Origin of the sequence: Streptomyces dengpaensis, from assembly GCF_002946835.1 — a bacterium.
Taxonomy (GTDB): domain Bacteria; phylum Actinomycetota; class Actinomycetes; order Streptomycetales; family Streptomycetaceae; genus Streptomyces; species Streptomyces dengpaensis.
Window position 1 is genome coordinate 4,294,982 of the sequence record NZ_CP026652.1, and the last position, 16,270, is coordinate 4,311,251.

Sequence of the window (16,270 nt, forward strand, 5' to 3'; positions counted from 1 at the left end):
ATGCAGCAGCACCCCGACTTTCCATACGCCGTACGGAACTGCTCAAGTGGTACCATACGACGTATGGAAAAGGAAAGGAAGGCCCCCCGGGGCACGAGGAAGAGGGATGTACCACTCACCAAGGACGGCATCTACGACATGGCGCTGCAGCTCATCGACGCCGATGGGGTCGAGGCGCTCACCATGCGTAGACTCGCGACCGCGCTGGATGCGAATCCGATGTCGCTGTACCACCACGTGCCGAACAAGGACGCCGTGCTGCGCGGCGTGGCCGCGCGCGTCGGCTCGCAGTTCCGCGCGGGGAAGCGGGAGGACATCCCCTGGCAGGAGCGCATGCGCCAACTGGCGCTCGACTTCCGCGCCTTGGCACACCGCCACCCCAAGCTGATGGGGTACTCCTTCGCGCGCGCCGACTACGTCCAGCCGGAAGACCCCTTTTGGCGGGGACTCACCGACGTCCTGGCCGCCGCGAAACTGCCGCCCGCGGAGATCCCGCGCGTCGCTGCCTCCCTGTGCGCGGTCTTCACGGGGCTGCTGCTCAGCGAACTGACCGGAGCACTCCAGCGGTGGACCACCCTGCCGCCGGCACCAGCCGGCCCCGAGGGGGAAGACGCGCCCCCACCTGCGAAGGACGTGGTCGACGCGATGTTCAGCTATGCGCTGGACGCCACGATCGCCGGCCTGGAAAGCCAGATCGCACGAACCCGTGAGGAGCCGTGACGGCGCGGAGCGGCTGCCGTGGGCTCGGCTGACGCGCACTTCTCCGCCGCCTCAGTGCGCAGTCATTGAGGCGGCGAAGCGGCGGACGAACGCGGCGACACTACGTCCCTGGTCAGTCACCTGCCCAGGCGCGACCGCAATGCGGGTCGCGGGAGTGCCTGCTCCGTCACCGTGTGGTCGAGTTCATGTCCATACGCCGTACGAAACCCGATACCGTACGGCGTATGAAAAAGGTGAAGCGTCCCCCGCGGGGAACGAGGAGGAGAGACGTGCCTCTGACCGAGGCCCGGATCTGTGCCGCCGCCCTACGGCTCATCGACGCGGACGGGGTCGAGGCGCTCACCATGCGCAAACTCGCGACCGCGCTGGATGCGAACCCGATGTCGCTGTACCACCACGTGCCGAACAGGGACGCCCTGCTGCGCGGCGCGGTCAGGATGGTCGGCGCCCAGTTCCGCACCGTGACGCTGGAGGATGCTCCCTGGCAGGAGCGCATCCGCCTGCTCGCCACAGATTTCCGGACGCTGGCGCATCGCCACCCCAACCTCATGGCCTACTCGTTCAGCCAGCCGGACTTCATCCAGCCCGAAGACCCGTTCTGGGCTGCGCTGATCGCGACGCTGGATGTCCCAGGGGTACCGCGCTCAGAGATCCGGCAGGTCGCCGCTCTCATGTGCGCCGTCGTCATCGGTGTCCTCATCGCCGAGCTCAACGGCTCGCTTCACCAGTGGTCGAGCCTCGACCCCACCGCCCCCGCTGCCGGCGAGGACGGGCCCCCGGACGCAGGCCCTGACGAGGAACGTATGTTCCGCCTGGTGCTCGACACGATCATCACGGGCCTGGAAAGCCGGCTCACCGCCGATGATGACGGCCAGGGCGCCGACCGAGACGGTGCGCCTGAGGCAGACCCGTGGTCGGGCGAGCCGGTCTTTGTCCCAAGGCAGCAATCAGTGTCCAGCTCGCGATGGCCGGACCCAGTCTGACAGCGAGGATGGAGCCGGCACCGCTCGGAGGCTTGACTCTCAGTCTGACTGACACCTCGGCTGTCGATGTTTCATTCATCGGAATCACTCGCCGACCGCGGCATGTTCGCCGCGGACGCGCGATGACCGCCCGTCAACCGGAGGAACGGGCGCGGACACGGCGGGAGGTGGGGGCGTCGGGAGGCGTGGTCATCGGGCGGCTTTCCGGTCGATGCGGGTACGGATGACTCCAAGGTGTCGCTGCCTCGGCTGCGCTGCGCCGCCGGACCGCCGTTGGGCCGGCAGCGAAGAGGCAACGAAGGGAGAGGCGTTACAGCAGAGCCCGGGCGCCGGAGCGACGGCCGCCCGGGCGGCGGTCAGCGACAGCTGATCTCCTCACCGCCGTCGCGGTGCCAGCCACGGATCTCGTCCCAGGTGTAGCCCTGCTCGAGCAGGTAGCCGACACCGTGGTCCCAGCGGTACTCGGCGGCGTTGACGCTGACGGCCGGGCGCTGGACGTGCGCGGATGCGGAAGTCGCGGCCGAAGCGGTGCCCCCGGCGCCGAGAACGGCGACACCCGCGACCGCCACGGAGGAAACGGTGACGACAACGCGCCTCGTGAGCTTCTTCATGGTCTTTCCTTCCCGATGGGTGCGATCTGCACCATCGGCTGCATGCAGGCGATGTGCGGCGCCTGGCGTGGTCCGGGCAAGATCTTCCATACGTCGTACGGAAGTGCCCCCAGGATTACCATACGTCGTATGGAAATGTCGAGGCGGCGAAAATGGCCCGCCCGGCCGACAGCGGGCTGAACAGCTCGACGTCCTCACCCCGACCGCGTTGGCCGCGTGGACGAAGTCCGCCTGGCCTTCGAGAAGATGCTCACCCGCACCGACCATCTCGGGTTCTGCACCCAGGAGATCAGCCAGACCGGCGAGCAACTGGGCAGCAATTCCCGGGCGTTCACCCGCCTTTCCCTCATCGGCGCGGCCTTCGGGCTCGACCACGTCCTGGGCTGAGCCGTCGCCCCGGGGGACGAGCTGTCCGGGATTTTCCGTCTCCGGAGCCGTGGCGTGCGGGTGCCCAGGTCCGACCCCATGCTGGAAACGAGGGGGGAGACAACGGAGGGAGTGGTGGGGATGCAGACCGTTGTGGATCTCACGCGCTGCCAGGGCTATGCGCAGTGTGTGTTCCTCGCGCCGGAGGTGTTCGAGCTGCACGGGGAGGAGGGGTTGCTGTACGCCACCGCCGTCCCCGACGAGCAGATCGAGCGTGTGCGCCAGGCCGCGGCGGCGTGCCCGGTGCAGGCGATCCTCCTCGGTGAGGAGGTGAGCGCCGGTGCCCGGTGACCTCAAGGAGGGCCGTATCGTCATCGTCGGCGCGTCGCTGGCGGGGCTTCGGGCCGCGGAAGCGCTGCGTGAGGAGGGCTTCACCGGCTCACTGACCGTGGTCGGGGACGAGCCCCACCCGCCCTACGACCGGCCGCCGCTGTCCAAGCAGGTGCTGCTCGGCCAGGCGACGGCGGACAGCACCGGGCTGCCGATGCGCCGGGACCCGGACGCCGACTGGCGGCTGGGCGTACGCGCCACCGGCGTGGACCTGCTCGCGAAACAGGTGCTGCTGGAGGACGGCGAGCCACTGCCGTACGACCGGCTGCTGATCGCCACCGGGACCCGCGCGCGGCCCTGGCCCAACCCGGAAGAGGCCTTGCTGGACGGAGTGTTCACCCTGCGCACCCGCGAGGACGCCGGGGGACTGGCCCAGCGGCTGGCCGCCGGGCCGGAGCGCGTGCTGGTGATCGGCGGCGGCTTCACCGGCTCGGAGATCGCCTCGGCCTGCCGGGAACGAGGGCTGGAGGTCACGGTCGCCGAACGCGGCCCCGCACCCCTGGTGGGCGCGCTCGGCGGCACCCTGTCGAAGCTCGCGGCCGTCATGCACCGCAACCACGGCGTGGACCTGCGCACCGGGGTGACGGTCACCGCCCTGCACGGGAACGGCGGCTTCACCGGTGCGGAGCTGTCCGACGGCAGCCGCGTCGACGCCGACGTCTGCGTCGTGGCGCTGGGGGCGGTACGCAACGTCGAGTGGCTGGCGGAGTCCGGGCTGGCGGCGGGCCCGCGCGGGATCGCCTGCGACGCCGGATGCCGGGCCTTCAACATGTACGGAATCGTCACCGACGACGTCTTCGTGGCCGGTGACGTCTCCCGCTTCCCCCACCCGCTGTTCGGCTACCAGATGCTCTCCCTGGAGCACTGGGGAAACGCGGTCGAGCAGGCCGAGGTGGCGGCACACAACATGGTCAATCCGGGGCCCCTGCAGCGCCCGCACCTGGCCGTCCCGACGTTCTGGTCGACCCAGTTCGGGCTCAACATCAAATCGGTGGGGGTGCCCACCTACTCCGACCATGTGGTCATCGCCCAGGGCTCCCTGGAGGCGCGCCGTCTGGCGATGGTCTACGGCTACCAGGGCCGGGTCACCGCCGCGGTCACCGTCGATATGGCCAAGTCGCTCGACTACTACCGGCACCTGATCGAGACGGCTGCTCCGTTCCCGCCTCCGACCGGCGCGGCGGACCGGGCGATCGCGGCCGACGTCCCGATTCCGTCCGACGTGCCGGATCCGAAGGGGCTGTCCCACGGCCCCACCGTGGCGCTCACCGGGTACCTGCCCGACCGCCGACTGACCGTGGTGCAGCCCACGGGCTGACCCACGTCCCGTCCAACGACGAGGAGCCACCATGGACTCCGAGACCCTGCTGGCACGGATCACCGACTACGCGAACCGTCCCAACCCCTACCCGCTGTACGCGGAACTCCGCGAGTCCGGCCCCGTGGTGCGGCAGGCGGACGGCGGTTACCTGGTCGGCACCTACCACGAGATCGCCGCTCTGCTCCATGACCCGCGGATGAGTGTCGATCCCCGCACCCGCGGCGAAGTGACCCACAAGCCGCCGTTCCTGCGGCTCGACGACCCCGAGCACCACAGGCTGCGCACCCTGGCCATGCGGCCCTTCGGCCCGCCGCACAGCCCGGGCCGGGTCGACGCAATGCGCGGCGAGATCGACCAGATCACCAAGGAACTGATGGATTCCTTCGAGGCGGGCCGGCAGATCGACATCGTCGACGACTTCGCCTACCCGCTGCCCGTCACGGTGATCTGCCGCCTGCTCGGGGTGCCGCGCGAGGACGAGCCGCTGTTCCGGGCCTGGTCCGATGCCCTGGTCGCAGCCGCCGACGTCAGGCCCGAAGCGGAGACCACCGAGACGGACAAGGCGGGCGACCAGGCGCGCATCGAGATGGGCGGGTACCTGGTGAACCTCGCCGAGCAGCGCCGTGGCAACCCGAGCGACGACATGCTCTCCGCCTTCGTCAACGAGCCGGACCCGGCCCTGCGGCTCACCCAGGAGGAACTCGCGGAAACCGCCGTGCTGCTCCTCATCGCGGGACACGAGACCACGGTCAACCTGATCGCCAACGGGGTGCTCACCCTGCTGCGCCAACCCGAGCACCTGGACCAGCTGCGCCGCGACCACGACCTGCTGCCGCGAGCGGTGGAGGAACTGCTGCGCTACGAGCCCCCGGTCCACATACGCGAGCGCATCCCCCTCGCCGACATCGACGTCGCCGGTACGCCGATCGCCCAAGGCACCTCCGTCGTTCTGGTGCTGGCCTCGGGCAACCGTGACGCCATGCGGTTCCACGAGCCCGACCGGTTCGACCCCACCCGCCCGGACAACGAGCACCTCGGCTTCGGCAGCGGTATCCACCTGTGCTATGGCGCCCCCCTCGCCCGCATCGAAGCCCAGGCCGCGCTCGGCGCGCTGCTCCCCCACCTGGGCACGGCACGCCTGGTCCAGGACCCGCCGCCCTACCGCCAGAACGCCATGCTCCGCGGACCCCGCCACCTGCCCATCCAACTCTGAGGCTGCGTGGCGGCAGACAGCAGGCAGGAGAGACCAGCCACCCCGGTACCTTTGCGCAGGCCGCGGGAACCGGTGCGCAGTCGGCGCCAGTCGGCCGGTGCGCGACGGGATCCTCGTCACGCTGTAGCGGGAAGAGGCCGTCGGGCGAGGTCACGGGCCTCATCCGGGGAGAGGCCGCCGGGCGAGGTCACGGGCCTCATCCGGGGAGAGGCCGCCGGGCGAGGTCACGGGCCTCATCCGGGGAGAGGCCGCCGGGCGAGGTCACGGGCCTCATCCGGGGAGAGGCCGAGCATGTGCAGGATCATCTCGGCCATTTTGCCTGCGGCCTGGTCGCTGTCGGCCTCCGGCTGCTTACACCAAAGCTCCAGGAGCGCCAGCAGGCTGCCATGCAGCGCGGTCAGGGCGATCACCGGGTCGTCCACGGTGAACCGGCCTGCGGCCATGCCCTGCTCCACGTCGCGCTTCGCGCGCGGAGCCAGTCCGTCGCCGGCGTATATCCGACCGAGCTCGCTGTGGCACAGGATCTGCATGATCTCCGGGTACGAGTCGGCCATACGCGCGCTGAGCCGCACGCCCCCAGCAAGACGCTCGGCGGGATCTTCTACGCCGTGCAGGTGTTCTTCGACGGCTTGGGCGTACTCCTGCAGTGCATCGGCCACGGCCGCGTCGAACAGGTCCGGCTTACACGTGAAGTGGTTGTAGAAGGAGCCGAAGCCGACGTCCGCGCGCTCCGCGATGGCACGGATGCTGGCGCTGGTGTCGCCGGACTCGGCCAGGATCTGCCGCGCGGCGCGGACGAGTGCCTGCCGGGTCTCGGAACGACGGCGTTCGAATCGGTTCCTGCGTGAGGCTGGCATCGGCATGCTCCGTGAATAAGAGCAGCAGTTCTGATGAATTCATCATCACATTAATCGGCCTCACCTGTCCACCCTCCACCCTGCGCGCCACATCTGATCATTCGATCAGCAATGAGGAGACTTGACAACCAAATGCCCATAACTGACTATTTCATCAGATATGGGCAAAGCGGCCCGCCTGACAGTTGCAGTGCTGGTGAGCCGCTGAGCCGGTCCCACCGGGCGATCCACCCCGGCCACCACGGCTGCAGATCGAGCCGTCACGCCACAGGCCGACGCTCTCTCACACCTCCGCACCGATGGGAAGAACCGCGATGACGAACACCGACCACACGCCACGCGCCGAGCCGCTGAGCCCCCGCGAGATACCCGACGCGGCAATAGCGATGCTCGATGCGGAGGGGACCGTGGTGGGGTGGACGCGCGCCGCTGAGCTGCTTGTCGGGTACTCGGCCGGGGAAGTGGTGGGCCGGTCCGCCGCACACGTGCTGCCGCCCGCCGAGGACGCCCCGAGTGCTTCAGCGTTCGCCGAGCAGTGCCGTGCCCAGGATGGTTGGTCCGGCACCGTGACGGTCCGCCACCGCGACGGCCACGCCATCAAAATGACGCTGCGGATCTCGCTGCTGTGGGGGCAGGACGCCGGCACCCGGTGGCTGGTGTCCGTGACCGACATAGGCACCCTGTCCTCGGGGGCGTCCAACGGAGCTGTGCGGGAGTCGCTCCTGGCCCACGCACCGATCGGCATCGCCGTCTATGACCCGCAGCTGCGCTGTACCTGGGTCAACGACGTCATGGAGCGCCACGACGGCACTCCTCCTGAGCGACGGTTCGGGCGCCGCCTGCAGGACTCACTGCCCGCCGTCGAGGCCGAAGCGCTCGAGGTGGTGATGCGGCAGGTGCTGGAGAGTGGCACCACCACGGTCCACGAGTACCGGGCGTGGTCGGCGACGGACCGGCGCCAGGAGCACGCCTTCTCGGCCTCGTTCTTCTGCCTCCAGGACGCGGACGGCACGGCACTGGCAGTGTGCTCCATGAGCGTGGACGTCACCGGCAACCGGCGGGCGCGCGAGCGCCTTGCCATCCTCAGCGAGGCCAGCACGCGCATCGGCAGCACCCTCGACGTCATGCAGACCGGGCAGGAACTGGCCGAGCTTGCCGTGCCCCTGCTGGCCGACCACACCCTCGTCGACCTGGTGGAGTCGGTTCCGTTCGGCCTGGAGCCCTCGGCAGGGATCGGCAAGGCGAGCGGCCGCCCCCATCTGCTGCGCCGTGCCGGTCTGGCCTCCGTCGACCTGGGCCTCCTGGAGTTGCCGTGGATGCGCGAAGAGGTGATCCACCCCTTCCCGGACTCGCTGTTCGACACCGCCCTGCGCACGGGCAGCTCTTACCTGGAACCGGTGCTGGACACCCATTCAGGCCCCTGGGTCAACAGCGACCCGGTGCGGACGCAGAAGGTCCGTGACAGCGGCGTCCACTCTTTGATGGTCGTACCCATCCGTGGGCGGCACTGTGTGCTGGGACTGGCACTGTTCGGCCGCTCCGAGGAGCCGACGCCGTTCCAGGAGGACGACCTGCTCCTCGCCGAGGAACTCGTCACCCGGGCCGCGCTCAGCCTGGACAACGCTCTCCAGTACGCTCGCCAACGCACCGCGGCCCTGACGCTCCAACGCGACCTGCTCCCCCACCATGTGGGAGGCGGCGCCGCCGTCGATGTGGCCTCGCGCTATGTGCCGGCTGACATGGACCACGGCGTGGGGGGCGACTGGTTCGACGTGATCAAGCTGTCCGGCGCCCGCGTGGCCCTCGTCGTCGGAGATGTGGTCGGACACGGCATCAACGCCGCGGCGACGATGGGCCGATTGCGCACCGCCGTCCGCACGCTCGCGGACCTGGACCTACCACCCGACCAACTGCTGGCGCACCTCGATGACACCGTCCGGCGGCTGAACGATGAGAACGAGGAAGACGCCGAAGCCCAGGACACGGCGCCCACGGTGGTGGGCGCCACCTGTTTGTACGCCGTCTACGACCCGGTCATCCGGCGGTGCGCGCTGGCGCGGGCCGGGCACCCCCCGCCCGCGATCATCGACCCGCAGGGCCATGTCACCTTCCCCGATCTGCCCGCCGGAGCCCCGCTCGGCCTCGGCCTCGGGTTGGTCCCCTTCGAGTCCACGGAAATGGAACTGCCCGAGGGAAGTGTCCTCGCGCTCTACACCGACGGCCTGGTCGAGTCCCGCGACGACGACCTCGACGTCGGCATGCGCCGCCTGGGTGCCGTTTTGGCAGAGACCGGTTCGTCCCTGGAAGACCTGTGCTCTCAGGTGATCGAGACCTTGCCGACTCAGGCCCCGGCCGACGATGTCACCTTGCTCCTTGCGCGGACTCGCGTACTCGAGTCGGCCCAGGTCGCCTCCTGGGAACTGCCGAACGAGCCGGCCGCTGTCAGCATCGCCCGGCAGGCGGCCGCCCGTCAGCTCAGCGAGTGGGGGCTTGAGCATCTGGTGACCACTGTGGAGCTGATCGTCAGTGAACTGGTCACCAACGCCATCCGCCACGGCGAGGGACCGAGCCGCCTACGGCTCATCCAGCACCAGGTTCTGACGTGCGAAGTCTCCGACAGCAACACCAGCCACCCACGCCCCCGTCATCCCCGCATCCTCGACGAGAACGGCCGCGGTCTTTTCCTCGTCTCTCAGCTGTCCCGCAGGTGGGGCTCGCGCTCCGTAACGGACGGCAAGGTCGTCTGGGCCGAACAGGACCTGCCCTCCGTAGCCGTTGCGATGTGACGCGCTGCCGACCGGGCGGCCGACGGCCGCCACCGCATGCCGATATCTCAGAGCCGCATGTACTCGTAAAGGAAGCCAGAGATGGATGCAGAGAAGGTCAAGAACGCCTGCTCGCCAGGCGCCTCCCAAGGAGCAACGGACGTCTCCGGTTCCGGTCCCGGGGACGGGTTGTACGCCTTCGACGGCCTGGCGGCCGCCGTGCTCGACAAGCGAGGCGCGGTGGTGCGGTGGACCGGGACAGCGGAGGACCTGACGGGGTTCTGCGCCGACGAGGTCTGCGGCCGCCCCGTGCAGGAACTGGTGGCCGACCTCCCGGACGACCTGCGCGGCGCCACGGAGATGCCGGCGTCCGGCCGGGTACGGCTGCGGCACCAGCGCGGCAACACCATCGATGTCACCTTCCGGACCACAAAGGTGGAGGGCTCGGCGGAGGTCCTCGTCCTGGCGGCACCTACACACCACGTCACCGACCACGAGCAGGGCGCAGCGCTCCTGCGCGCACTGTCCGCACAGAACCGGGTCACGATCGCTCTGCACGACGCGGAGCTGACCACTGTGCAAACGAACGCCACGCCGGGCACTCTCGACGGCCGTCCGGTACAGCCCGGCACTCGGCTGAGCGACGTGCTGTGCGCCGAGGACGCCGAGAACCTCGAGGCAGTACTGCGTCAGGTGCTCGAGACGGGTGTCCCGGTGGTCCGCAAGAACCACCAAGTGAGCTGGCGGCACGATCCGGCGCGGCGGCACGCGCTGTCGCTGTCCGCCTTCCGTCTGGAGGACCAGCGAGGACGCCCCACGGGGGTCGCAGCCCTGTACATCGACAGCGCCGACCAGCTGCGTGCCCGCCGTCATCTGGATCTCGCCCGCGAGGTGGCCGAGCAGGTGGGAGGGTCCCTGGACGTCGTGCGCACCGCGCAGGACCTTGCGGACGTACTCGTACCCACGTTCGGGGATCTCGCCGCAGTCGACCTTGCGTACTCCGTTTTCGACGGGGAAGAACCCTCGAAGCAGCTGGCTGGTGGAGACATGGCCAACGCGGCCCTTGCGCCGGCCACCGCAGTGTGGCCCGCCGGCATCAAGCACGGCGACCCCATCCCGCCCCTTCCCGACCACCCCCTCCTGCGCAGCTTCCGACACGGCAAGACAGTCGTCTTCGGCCTCGCCGACTTCATCGCCATGGTCGGCGACCCGCAGCTGGTCGAGTATCTCGTCCCGAAGGACGCCCATTCGGTGATGGTGGCACCGTTGCATGCCCGCGGGCTCACGCTCGGCGCCATAACGGCCTGGCGCTGCGGCCGATCCGACCCCTTCACCGAGGACGAGGCGGATCTCATGAAGCAGATCGCCTCACGGGGTGCGCTCGCCATCGACAACGCCCGCCGTTACACGCGCGAGCACAGGGCGGCCACGGCGCTGCAGCGGCGCCTCCTTCCCCCGGCCACGACCGACACTGCGGCAGCCGAGACCGCCGGCGTCTACCTGCCCGCAGGCGGGGGAGCGGGCAGCAGCGGCGACTGGTACGACGCCATTGCTCTGCCCTCTCTCCGGCTGGCCCTTGTCGCCGGAGACGTGGTCGGCCACGGTATGCCCGCAAGCGCCACCATGGGCCGCCTGCGCGCCGCCATCCAGACGCTCGCGGACCTGGAACTCGAACCCGACGAGTTGCTCACCCGGATCGCGGACCTGATCCAGCGCCTCGCGGCCGAAGCCCCACCCGGCGACCACGACATCGTCGGCGGCACCTGCCTGTACGCGGTCTACGACCCGGTCACCAGGCGATGCGCCATAGCCAGTGCAGGGCACCCGCCACCCATCCTGGTCCGGCCCGACGGGACTGCCGAAGTCGTCCGGATCTCCCCGGGGCCACCACTCGCCGTCTGCACCATGCCGTACGAGACCACCATGATCGACCTCGAGCCGGGCAGCGTCCTCGCCCTCTACACCGACGGCCTGGTCGAACAGCACGACCACGACATCGACCAAGGAACGCGGCGCCTGACGGATGCCCTCGCCGCGTCCTGCCGTCCGGATCGTGCCCTGGACGAAACCGGCCGGGCTCTCCTCGCCGATCTGGCAGACCAAGCGCCGCGCGACGACGCGACCCTGCTGCTGGCCCGCACCCGCGCCGTCCCGGCGGAGAACACCGCTCACTGGGAGATCCCGGCCGATCCGGCCGCCGTCTCCAAGGCCCGAGAATGGACAGCCCGCCAACTCACCATGTGGGGCCTGGACGACCTCCTCTTCGCCACCGAACTCATCGTCAGCGAACTGGTGACCAACGCCATCCGCTACGGTCGTCCGCCGATCGACCTCCGTCTGATTCGCCACGACGTCCTGGTGTGCGAGGTCACCGACTCCAGTGGCACCCAGCCCCGCCTGCGGCGTGCCAGCACAACCGACGAGGGAGGACGCGGCCTGTTCCTCGTCGCTCGACTCGGCGCGCGCTGGGGCTGCCGCCATGGCCAGAATCGCAAGACGATCTGGTCCGAACAGCTCATCGAGTGTCCCCTCTGACCGACCGGGCGGCCGTGGCGCTCCGGTCGACGCCCCGCCGGTTCGAGCGGGATCCGTAGGCCTTGTCCACCCGGACCTTGTCCGTTCGGGTGCGCGGGCGGCCCGGTCCCCGGCGGGGTACCCGGATGCGGTCCAGGACCACGCGGAGCTGCGGGCAGTCCCCACTGCCCGGCGGTCACCACAACAGACGGCACATTTTCTGTCCCTGCTCGAGCGCCAGGTGCAGCTTGGTGGTCAGCCCACCGCGCGACCGTCCGAGCCCGTGGTTCTCGGGCTCGACCTGGACCCCACCGGGCGGCTCGACCCCGGCGCTTTTCCCCGGTCCGTATCTGCGCGGACTCGGCCCGCTGAAGATCTGCCGCCGGCGATGCCGGACGCTGGGAGCGCAAGGCGGGCGGGCCGGTCGTGCACTTTGTTCTGGCCAGTCACTACACACCGTGGACGGGGACGGCCTTGGTACGCGATGTCCGGCTCAGCCCGGGACGGCTGGAGCTGACAGCTGCTCGGGCCGACGAGTCCCTGTTGCGGTCGACCAGGAAGCGGCCGCCCAGCGTCTGCGGTACGACCTGTCCCGCACACACGTGGCCGCGGTGCTGTGCGGCCTCGAGTGCGCCGGTCTCCGATTCCATGCCCGAGCCCCTCATCAACGCCACCGTCGACCTGCATGCCGAGACAGGCCCCATCCGTGAGATAGCTCACGCGTCGGGGCCTGTTGTGTGGCCTGACCAGGCTGTGTGATGCCTCACAGCGATCATGGAAACGAGAAACAGGCCCCTGCGATGACTTCCGTCACCTACAGAGACCCGTTCCGTCGGTTTCTCCTGGTGCGCGAGGGGGGAGTTGAACCCCCACGCCCTTGCGGGCACTGGAACCTGAATCCAGCGCGTCTGCCTATTCCGCCACCCGCGCATTGGGTGTGTCGCCCGTCCCCCACCGCGTGGTGTGAGCGCCTGTCGACATGCAGAAGATTAGCACGCTGTCCGGGGCGGAATCACATCCCTTTCCCGGGGCCCCGACGGCCCCGCACCCCCGCCGTCCCGGGCTCCCGCCCAGGCCACGTCCTCGTGTCGGTGCTGGCGCCCGCCGCACGTCTCGGTCAGTACTGGTTCACGTATCAACCTCGTACCGGTCCTGCGCATCTCCCCAGGAGCCGGACGGGCCGCACAGTCAGGTGCGGGACACTGGTCACGCGGCGCCTCTACGATCCATGGCAGAAGCAGTGCCGGGCAGAGTTCGAAGAGGAGCCCCGAAGGGAACTTCGGGAGGGGACTTCGGAAGGCGTCGACAACCCGTCGACCGGGCCGACAGGGGGAACCAGCCGATTTCCCGACGCGTGGATACGATCAGTAAGCAGTACCAGCAGGACGAGCAAGACCAGCAGAGCCAGCAAGACCAGCAGGGCCAGCAAGACCACAGCAAGCTGTACCAGGACGGCTACGAAGGAGGAGGTGCCCCATGGGAGTCCTGAAGAAGTTCGAGCAGCGTCTCGAAGGTCTGGTCAACGGCACCTTCGCCAAGGTGTTCAAGTCCGAGGTCCAGCCCGTGGAGATCGCGGGAGCACTCCAGCGCGAGTGCGACAACAACGCGACCATCTGGAACCGCGACCGGACCGTCGTACCCAATGACTTCATCGTGGAGCTGAGCACGCCGGACTTCGAGCGCCTCAGCCCCTACTCCGGCCAGCTCGGCGACGAGCTCGCCGGCATGGTGCGCGACTACGCGAAGCAGCAGCGCTACACCTTCATGGGCCCCATCAAGGTGCACCTGGAGAAGGCGGACGACCTCGACACCGGTCTGTACCGGGTACGCAGCCGTACGCTCGCCTCCTCCAGCAGCCAGCAGGCTCCCGCGTCGGCCCCGGCCGCCGGCCGCCCCGGCGGCTACGGCTACCCGCCGCCCGCCCAGCCCGCAGGCGCTCCCCCCATGCCGTCCGCCCCGCCGCCCGGCGCACGCCCCGGCCCCGCGCCCATGGGCCAGCGGCCCGGCGCGGCCGCGGGCCCGCAGGCCGGCGGCCGTATGCGGCACTGGATCGAGATCAACGGCACCCGCCACCAGATCTCCCGCCCGACGCTGGTGCTGGGCCGCAGCACCGAAGCCGACGTGCGGATCGACGACCCCGGTGTCTCGCGCCGTCACTGCGAGATCCGGACCGGAACGCCCTCGACGATCCAGGATCTCGGATCCACCAACGGCATCGTGGTGGACGGACAGCACACCACCCGCGCTACGCTCCGCGACGGCTCGCGGATCGTCGTGGGCAGCACCACCATCATTTACCGGCAAGCCGAAGGGTGAAGCGGGGGCAATGTCAGAGCTGACCCTCACGGTCATGCGGCTGGGTTTCCTGGCCGTACTGTGGCTGTTCGTGATCGTGGCCGTGCAGGTCATCCGCAGCGACCTGTTCGGAACGCGCGTCACACAGCGCGGCTCGCGCCGAGACGCCAACAGGCCGCAGCAGGCCGCACGCCAGGCAACGCCGCCGCAGCAGCGCCAGCAGGCGGCAGCGGGCAGCGGCGGCGGCCGGCAGCGCCGCGGCGCCCCCACCAAGCTGGTCGTCTCCGAAGGCACCCTTACGGGTACGACGGTGGCGCTGCAGGGGCAGACCATCACCCTGGGCCGCGCGCACGACAGCACCATCGTGCTGGACGACGACTACGCGTCCAGCAGGCATGCCAGGATCTACCCGGACCGGGACGGCCAGTGGATCGTCGAGGACCTCGGCTCCACCAACGGCACGTATCTCGACCGGAGCCGGCTGACGACTCCCACGCCCGTTCCCCTGGGCGCGCCGATCCGCATCGGCAAGACCGTCATCGAGCTGCGGAAGTAGTGCTACATCATGAATGAGCGCGAGCGGAGCGAGCACGCAGCGGCGGTCCACACGACGGGCCCCGGCGCGCTCCCGACCGGAGGGTGGGCACCGTGCGGATGTACCCGGAGCCGACGGGCGAGGTGCGCATGAGTCTGTCACTGCGCTTCGCCGCCGGATCGCACAAAGGCATGATCCGCGAGGGCAACGAGGACTCCGGCTACGCCGGTCCGCGTCTGCTCGCGATCGCCGACGGGATGGGCGGCCAGGCCGCCGGTGAGGTCGCCAGCTCCGAGGTGATCTCCACGATCGTCCCGCTCGACGACGACGTGCCCGGCTCCGACATCCTCACCTCGCTAGGCACGGCCGTGCAGCGGGCCAACGACCAGCTCAGGATGATGGTCGAGGAGGATCCCCAGCTCGAAGGCATGGGGACGACCCTCACGGCTCTCCTGTGGACCGGTCAGCGGCTCGGTCTCGTCCACGTCGGCGACTCGCGCGCGTATCTGCTGCGGGACGGCGTACTGACGCAGATCACGCAGGACCACACATGGGTGCAGCGCCTCGTCGACGAGGGACGCATCACCGAGGAGGAAGCCACCACCCACCCGCAGAGGTCCCTCCTCATGCGCGCGCTGGGCAGCGGCGACCACGTCGAACCGGACCTCTCCATCCGCGAGGTCCGCGCCGGCGACCGGTATCTGATCTGCTCCGACGGACTGTCCGGGGTCGTCTCCCATCAGACGATGGAGGACACCCTCGCCAGCTACCAGGGCCCGCAGGAGACCGTGCAGGAGCTGATCCAGCTCGCGCTGCGCGGCGGCGGCCCCGACAACATCACGGTCATCGTGGCCGACGTCCTCGACATCGACTCCGGAGACACCCTCGCCGGGCAGCTCTCCGACACCCCGGTCGTGGTGGGCGCGGTCGCCGAGAACCAGCACCAGCTGCACGACAACGGCGCCATGCAGACACCCGCGGGCCGCGCCTCCCACCTCGGCCGCCCGGTCCCCGGACAGGGTGGCGGCGGTGAGTTCGGCCCGCCCGGAAGTGGCGACACCACCGGCTATGTGCCCACGGACGGCTTCGGCGGCTACTCCGACGAGGACTTCGTCAAACCGCGCACCGGACGCAAGTGGCTGAAGAGATCCCTCTACGCCGCGCTCGCCCTCGCCGTCATCGGCGGCGGCCTGTACGGCGGCTACCGCTGGACGCAGACGCAGTACTACGTCGGCACCAAGGGCGAGCACGTCGCGCTGTACCGGGGCATCAGCCAGGACCTGGCCTGGGTCTCGCTCTCGGACCTGGAGAAGGACCACCCCGAGATCGAACTCAAGTACCTGCCGCCCTACCAGCAGAAGCAGGTCAAGGCGACCATCACCGAGGGCGGCCTGCACGACGCCAAGTCGAAGATCGACGAGCTCGCCCTCCAGGCCTCCGCCTGCAAGAAGGAATCCCAGCGCCGCGCCGCCGAGAGCGAGAACAGCGCCAGGACCGGCGAGGGCGAGGCCGGCGGAACCACGGGAACCACACGGACCTCCCTGACGTCCAAGGCCACGTCCACCCCGAGCCCGACCCCGTCGAACTCGGCACCGTCGTCCTCCAAGTCCACGACCGCACCCACTCCCACACCCGGCCCCAGTCTCTCCGACGAAGAGCAGAAGCTGGTCTCGCTGTGCGGTAAGCAGTAAGCAGCCGTG

14 protein-coding genes, 1 tRNA gene and 2 pseudogenes are annotated in these 16,270 nt (G+C 69.6%); 12 read left to right on the forward strand and 5 right to left on the reverse strand.

All coding sequences use genetic code 11. The features are described 5' to 3' along the window. Positions 1 to 63: 63 nt before the first annotated feature. Together C4B68_RS19790 and C4B68_RS19795 are read left to right on the forward strand one after the other, a co-directional pair. Positions 64 to 720 carry a TetR/AcrR family transcriptional regulator gene (locus C4B68_RS19790; protein WP_099502076.1) on the forward strand — a complete coding sequence of 219 codons (657 nt, stop codon included), beginning with the start codon at positions 64 to 66 and terminating at the stop codon, positions 718 to 720. 224 nt (positions 721 to 944) lie between these two features. Further along, positions 945 to 1,703, forward strand: a complete 759-nt coding sequence (locus C4B68_RS19795; protein WP_099502075.1) for a TetR/AcrR family transcriptional regulator — start codon at positions 945 to 947, stop codon at positions 1,701 to 1,703. A 356-nt stretch (positions 1,704 to 2,059) separates the two neighbouring features. Here the strand turns inward: C4B68_RS19795 and C4B68_RS19800 are convergent, their stop codons facing one another. Then, positions 2,060 to 2,314, reverse strand: a complete 255-nt coding sequence (locus C4B68_RS19800; RefSeq protein WP_099502074.1) for a hypothetical protein — start codon at positions 2,312 to 2,314, stop codon at positions 2,060 to 2,062. 204 nt (positions 2,315 to 2,518) lie between these two features. On the opposite strand from C4B68_RS19800, the pseudogene C4B68_RS41960 reads away from it, so the two are divergent. The 4 genes and pseudogenes from C4B68_RS41960 to C4B68_RS19815 form a co-directional block, all read left to right on the forward strand. Further along, positions 2,519 to 2,701: pseudogene (locus C4B68_RS41960) on the forward strand (hypothetical protein); the annotation flags it as partial. A gap of 120 nt (positions 2,702 to 2,821) precedes the next feature. Then, positions 2,822 to 3,031, forward strand: a complete 210-nt coding sequence (locus tag C4B68_RS19805) for a ferredoxin (protein WP_099502155.1) — start codon at positions 2,822 to 2,824, stop codon at positions 3,029 to 3,031. Next, on the forward strand, positions 3,021 to 4,388 hold the full coding sequence (locus C4B68_RS19810) for an NAD(P)/FAD-dependent oxidoreductase (RefSeq protein ID WP_099502073.1): 1,368 nt from the start codon (positions 3,021 to 3,023) through the stop codon (positions 4,386 to 4,388). The genes C4B68_RS19805 and C4B68_RS19810 overlap by 11 nt, the downstream gene beginning before the upstream one ends. A 31-nt stretch (positions 4,389 to 4,419) precedes the next feature. After that, positions 4,420 to 5,604 (forward strand): cytochrome P450, encoded by a 1,185-nt coding sequence (locus tag C4B68_RS19815; RefSeq protein WP_099502072.1) that lies wholly within the window; start codon positions 4,420 to 4,422, stop codon positions 5,602 to 5,604. A 233-nt stretch (positions 5,605 to 5,837) separates the two neighbouring features. On the opposite strand, the gene C4B68_RS19820 is transcribed toward C4B68_RS19815, so the two are convergent. Next, positions 5,838 to 6,467 carry a TetR/AcrR family transcriptional regulator gene (locus C4B68_RS19820; protein ID WP_104880004.1) on the reverse strand — a complete coding sequence of 210 codons (630 nt, stop codon included), beginning with the start codon at positions 6,465 to 6,467 and terminating at the stop codon, positions 5,838 to 5,840. 308 nt (positions 6,468 to 6,775) lie between these two features. Here C4B68_RS19820 and C4B68_RS19825 point away from each other — a divergent pair, with 308 nt between their 5' ends. Beyond that, complete coding sequence (locus C4B68_RS19825; protein ID WP_099502070.1) at positions 6,776 to 9,247, forward strand: SpoIIE family protein phosphatase; 2,472 nt, start codon at positions 6,776 to 6,778, stop codon at positions 9,245 to 9,247. 81 nt (positions 9,248 to 9,328) lie between these two features. Then, positions 9,329 to 11,761, forward strand: coding sequence for an ATP-binding SpoIIE family protein phosphatase (locus C4B68_RS19830; RefSeq protein ID WP_099502069.1), 2,433 nt, complete (start codon positions 9,329 to 9,331; stop codon positions 11,759 to 11,761). Positions 11,762 to 11,783: 22 nt separating this feature from the next. Here C4B68_RS19830 and C4B68_RS43365 read toward each other — a convergent pair. From C4B68_RS43365 to C4B68_RS19840, 3 genes and pseudogenes are all read right to left on the reverse strand, one after another. Next, positions 11,784 to 12,029, reverse strand: a pseudogene (locus C4B68_RS43365) (IS5 family transposase); the annotation flags it as partial. A gap of 160 nt (positions 12,030 to 12,189) precedes the next feature. Then, a complete protein-coding gene (locus C4B68_RS19835; RefSeq protein WP_099502068.1) occupies positions 12,190 to 12,390 on the reverse strand; it encodes a hypothetical protein in 201 nt (66 codons plus the stop codon). A gap of 193 nt (positions 12,391 to 12,583) precedes the next feature. Next, a tRNA-Leu gene (locus tag C4B68_RS19840) sits at positions 12,584 to 12,670 on the reverse strand. A gap of 424 nt (positions 12,671 to 13,094) precedes the next feature. Between C4B68_RS19840 and C4B68_RS44090 the strand changes: the two genes are divergently transcribed. From C4B68_RS44090 to C4B68_RS19855, 4 genes are all read left to right on the forward strand, one after another. After that, on the forward strand, positions 13,095 to 13,229 hold the full coding sequence (locus tag C4B68_RS44090) for a hypothetical protein (protein ID WP_257217332.1): 135 nt from the start codon (positions 13,095 to 13,097) through the stop codon (positions 13,227 to 13,229). Then, positions 13,217 to 14,056, forward strand: a complete 840-nt coding sequence (locus C4B68_RS19845; RefSeq protein WP_099502067.1) for an FhaA domain-containing protein — start codon at positions 13,217 to 13,219, stop codon at positions 14,054 to 14,056. The genes C4B68_RS44090 and C4B68_RS19845 overlap by 13 nt, the downstream gene beginning before the upstream one ends. Before the next feature lie 10 nt (positions 14,057 to 14,066). After that, complete coding sequence (locus C4B68_RS19850; protein WP_099502066.1) at positions 14,067 to 14,591, forward strand: FHA domain-containing protein FhaB/FipA; 525 nt, start codon at positions 14,067 to 14,069, stop codon at positions 14,589 to 14,591. Positions 14,592 to 14,689: 98 nt separating this feature from the next. Beyond that, a complete protein-coding gene (locus C4B68_RS19855; RefSeq protein WP_099502154.1) occupies positions 14,690 to 16,261 on the forward strand; it encodes a Stp1/IreP family PP2C-type Ser/Thr phosphatase in 1,572 nt (523 codons plus the stop codon). The last annotated feature ends 9 nt before the right edge of the window (positions 16,262 to 16,270 follow it).

Bases quoted from the DNA above. Each gene is read 5' to 3' on its own strand.
- C4B68_RS19790 (WP_099502076.1), top strand. From the start codon at position 64: ATGGAAAAGGAAAGGAAGGCCCCCCGGGGCACGAGGAAGAGGGATGTA.
- C4B68_RS19795 (WP_099502075.1), top strand. From the start codon at position 945: ATGAAAAAGGTGAAGCGTCCCCCGCGGGGAACGAGGAGGAGAGACGTG.
- C4B68_RS19800 (WP_099502074.1), bottom strand. From the start codon at position 2,314: ATGAAGAAGCTCACGAGGCGCGTTGTCGTCACCGTTTCCTCCGTGGCG.
- C4B68_RS19805 (WP_099502155.1), top strand. From the start codon at position 2,822: ATGCAGACCGTTGTGGATCTCACGCGCTGCCAGGGCTATGCGCAGTGT.
- C4B68_RS19815 (WP_099502072.1), top strand. From the start codon at position 4,420: ATGGACTCCGAGACCCTGCTGGCACGGATCACCGACTACGCGAACCGT.
- C4B68_RS19820 (WP_104880004.1), bottom strand. From the start codon at position 6,467: ATGCCGATGCCAGCCTCACGCAGGAACCGATTCGAACGCCGTCGTTCC.
- C4B68_RS19825 (WP_099502070.1), top strand. From the start codon at position 6,776: ATGACGAACACCGACCACACGCCACGCGCCGAGCCGCTGAGCCCCCGC.
- C4B68_RS19830 (WP_099502069.1), top strand. From the start codon at position 9,329: ATGGATGCAGAGAAGGTCAAGAACGCCTGCTCGCCAGGCGCCTCCCAA.
- C4B68_RS19835 (WP_099502068.1), bottom strand. From the start codon at position 12,390: ATGGAATCGGAGACCGGCGCACTCGAGGCCGCACAGCACCGCGGCCAC.
- C4B68_RS19845 (WP_099502067.1), top strand. From the start codon at position 13,217: ATGGGAGTCCTGAAGAAGTTCGAGCAGCGTCTCGAAGGTCTGGTCAAC.
- C4B68_RS19850 (WP_099502066.1), top strand. From the start codon at position 14,067: ATGTCAGAGCTGACCCTCACGGTCATGCGGCTGGGTTTCCTGGCCGTA.
- C4B68_RS19855 (WP_099502154.1), top strand. From the start codon at position 14,690: ATGTACCCGGAGCCGACGGGCGAGGTGCGCATGAGTCTGTCACTGCGC.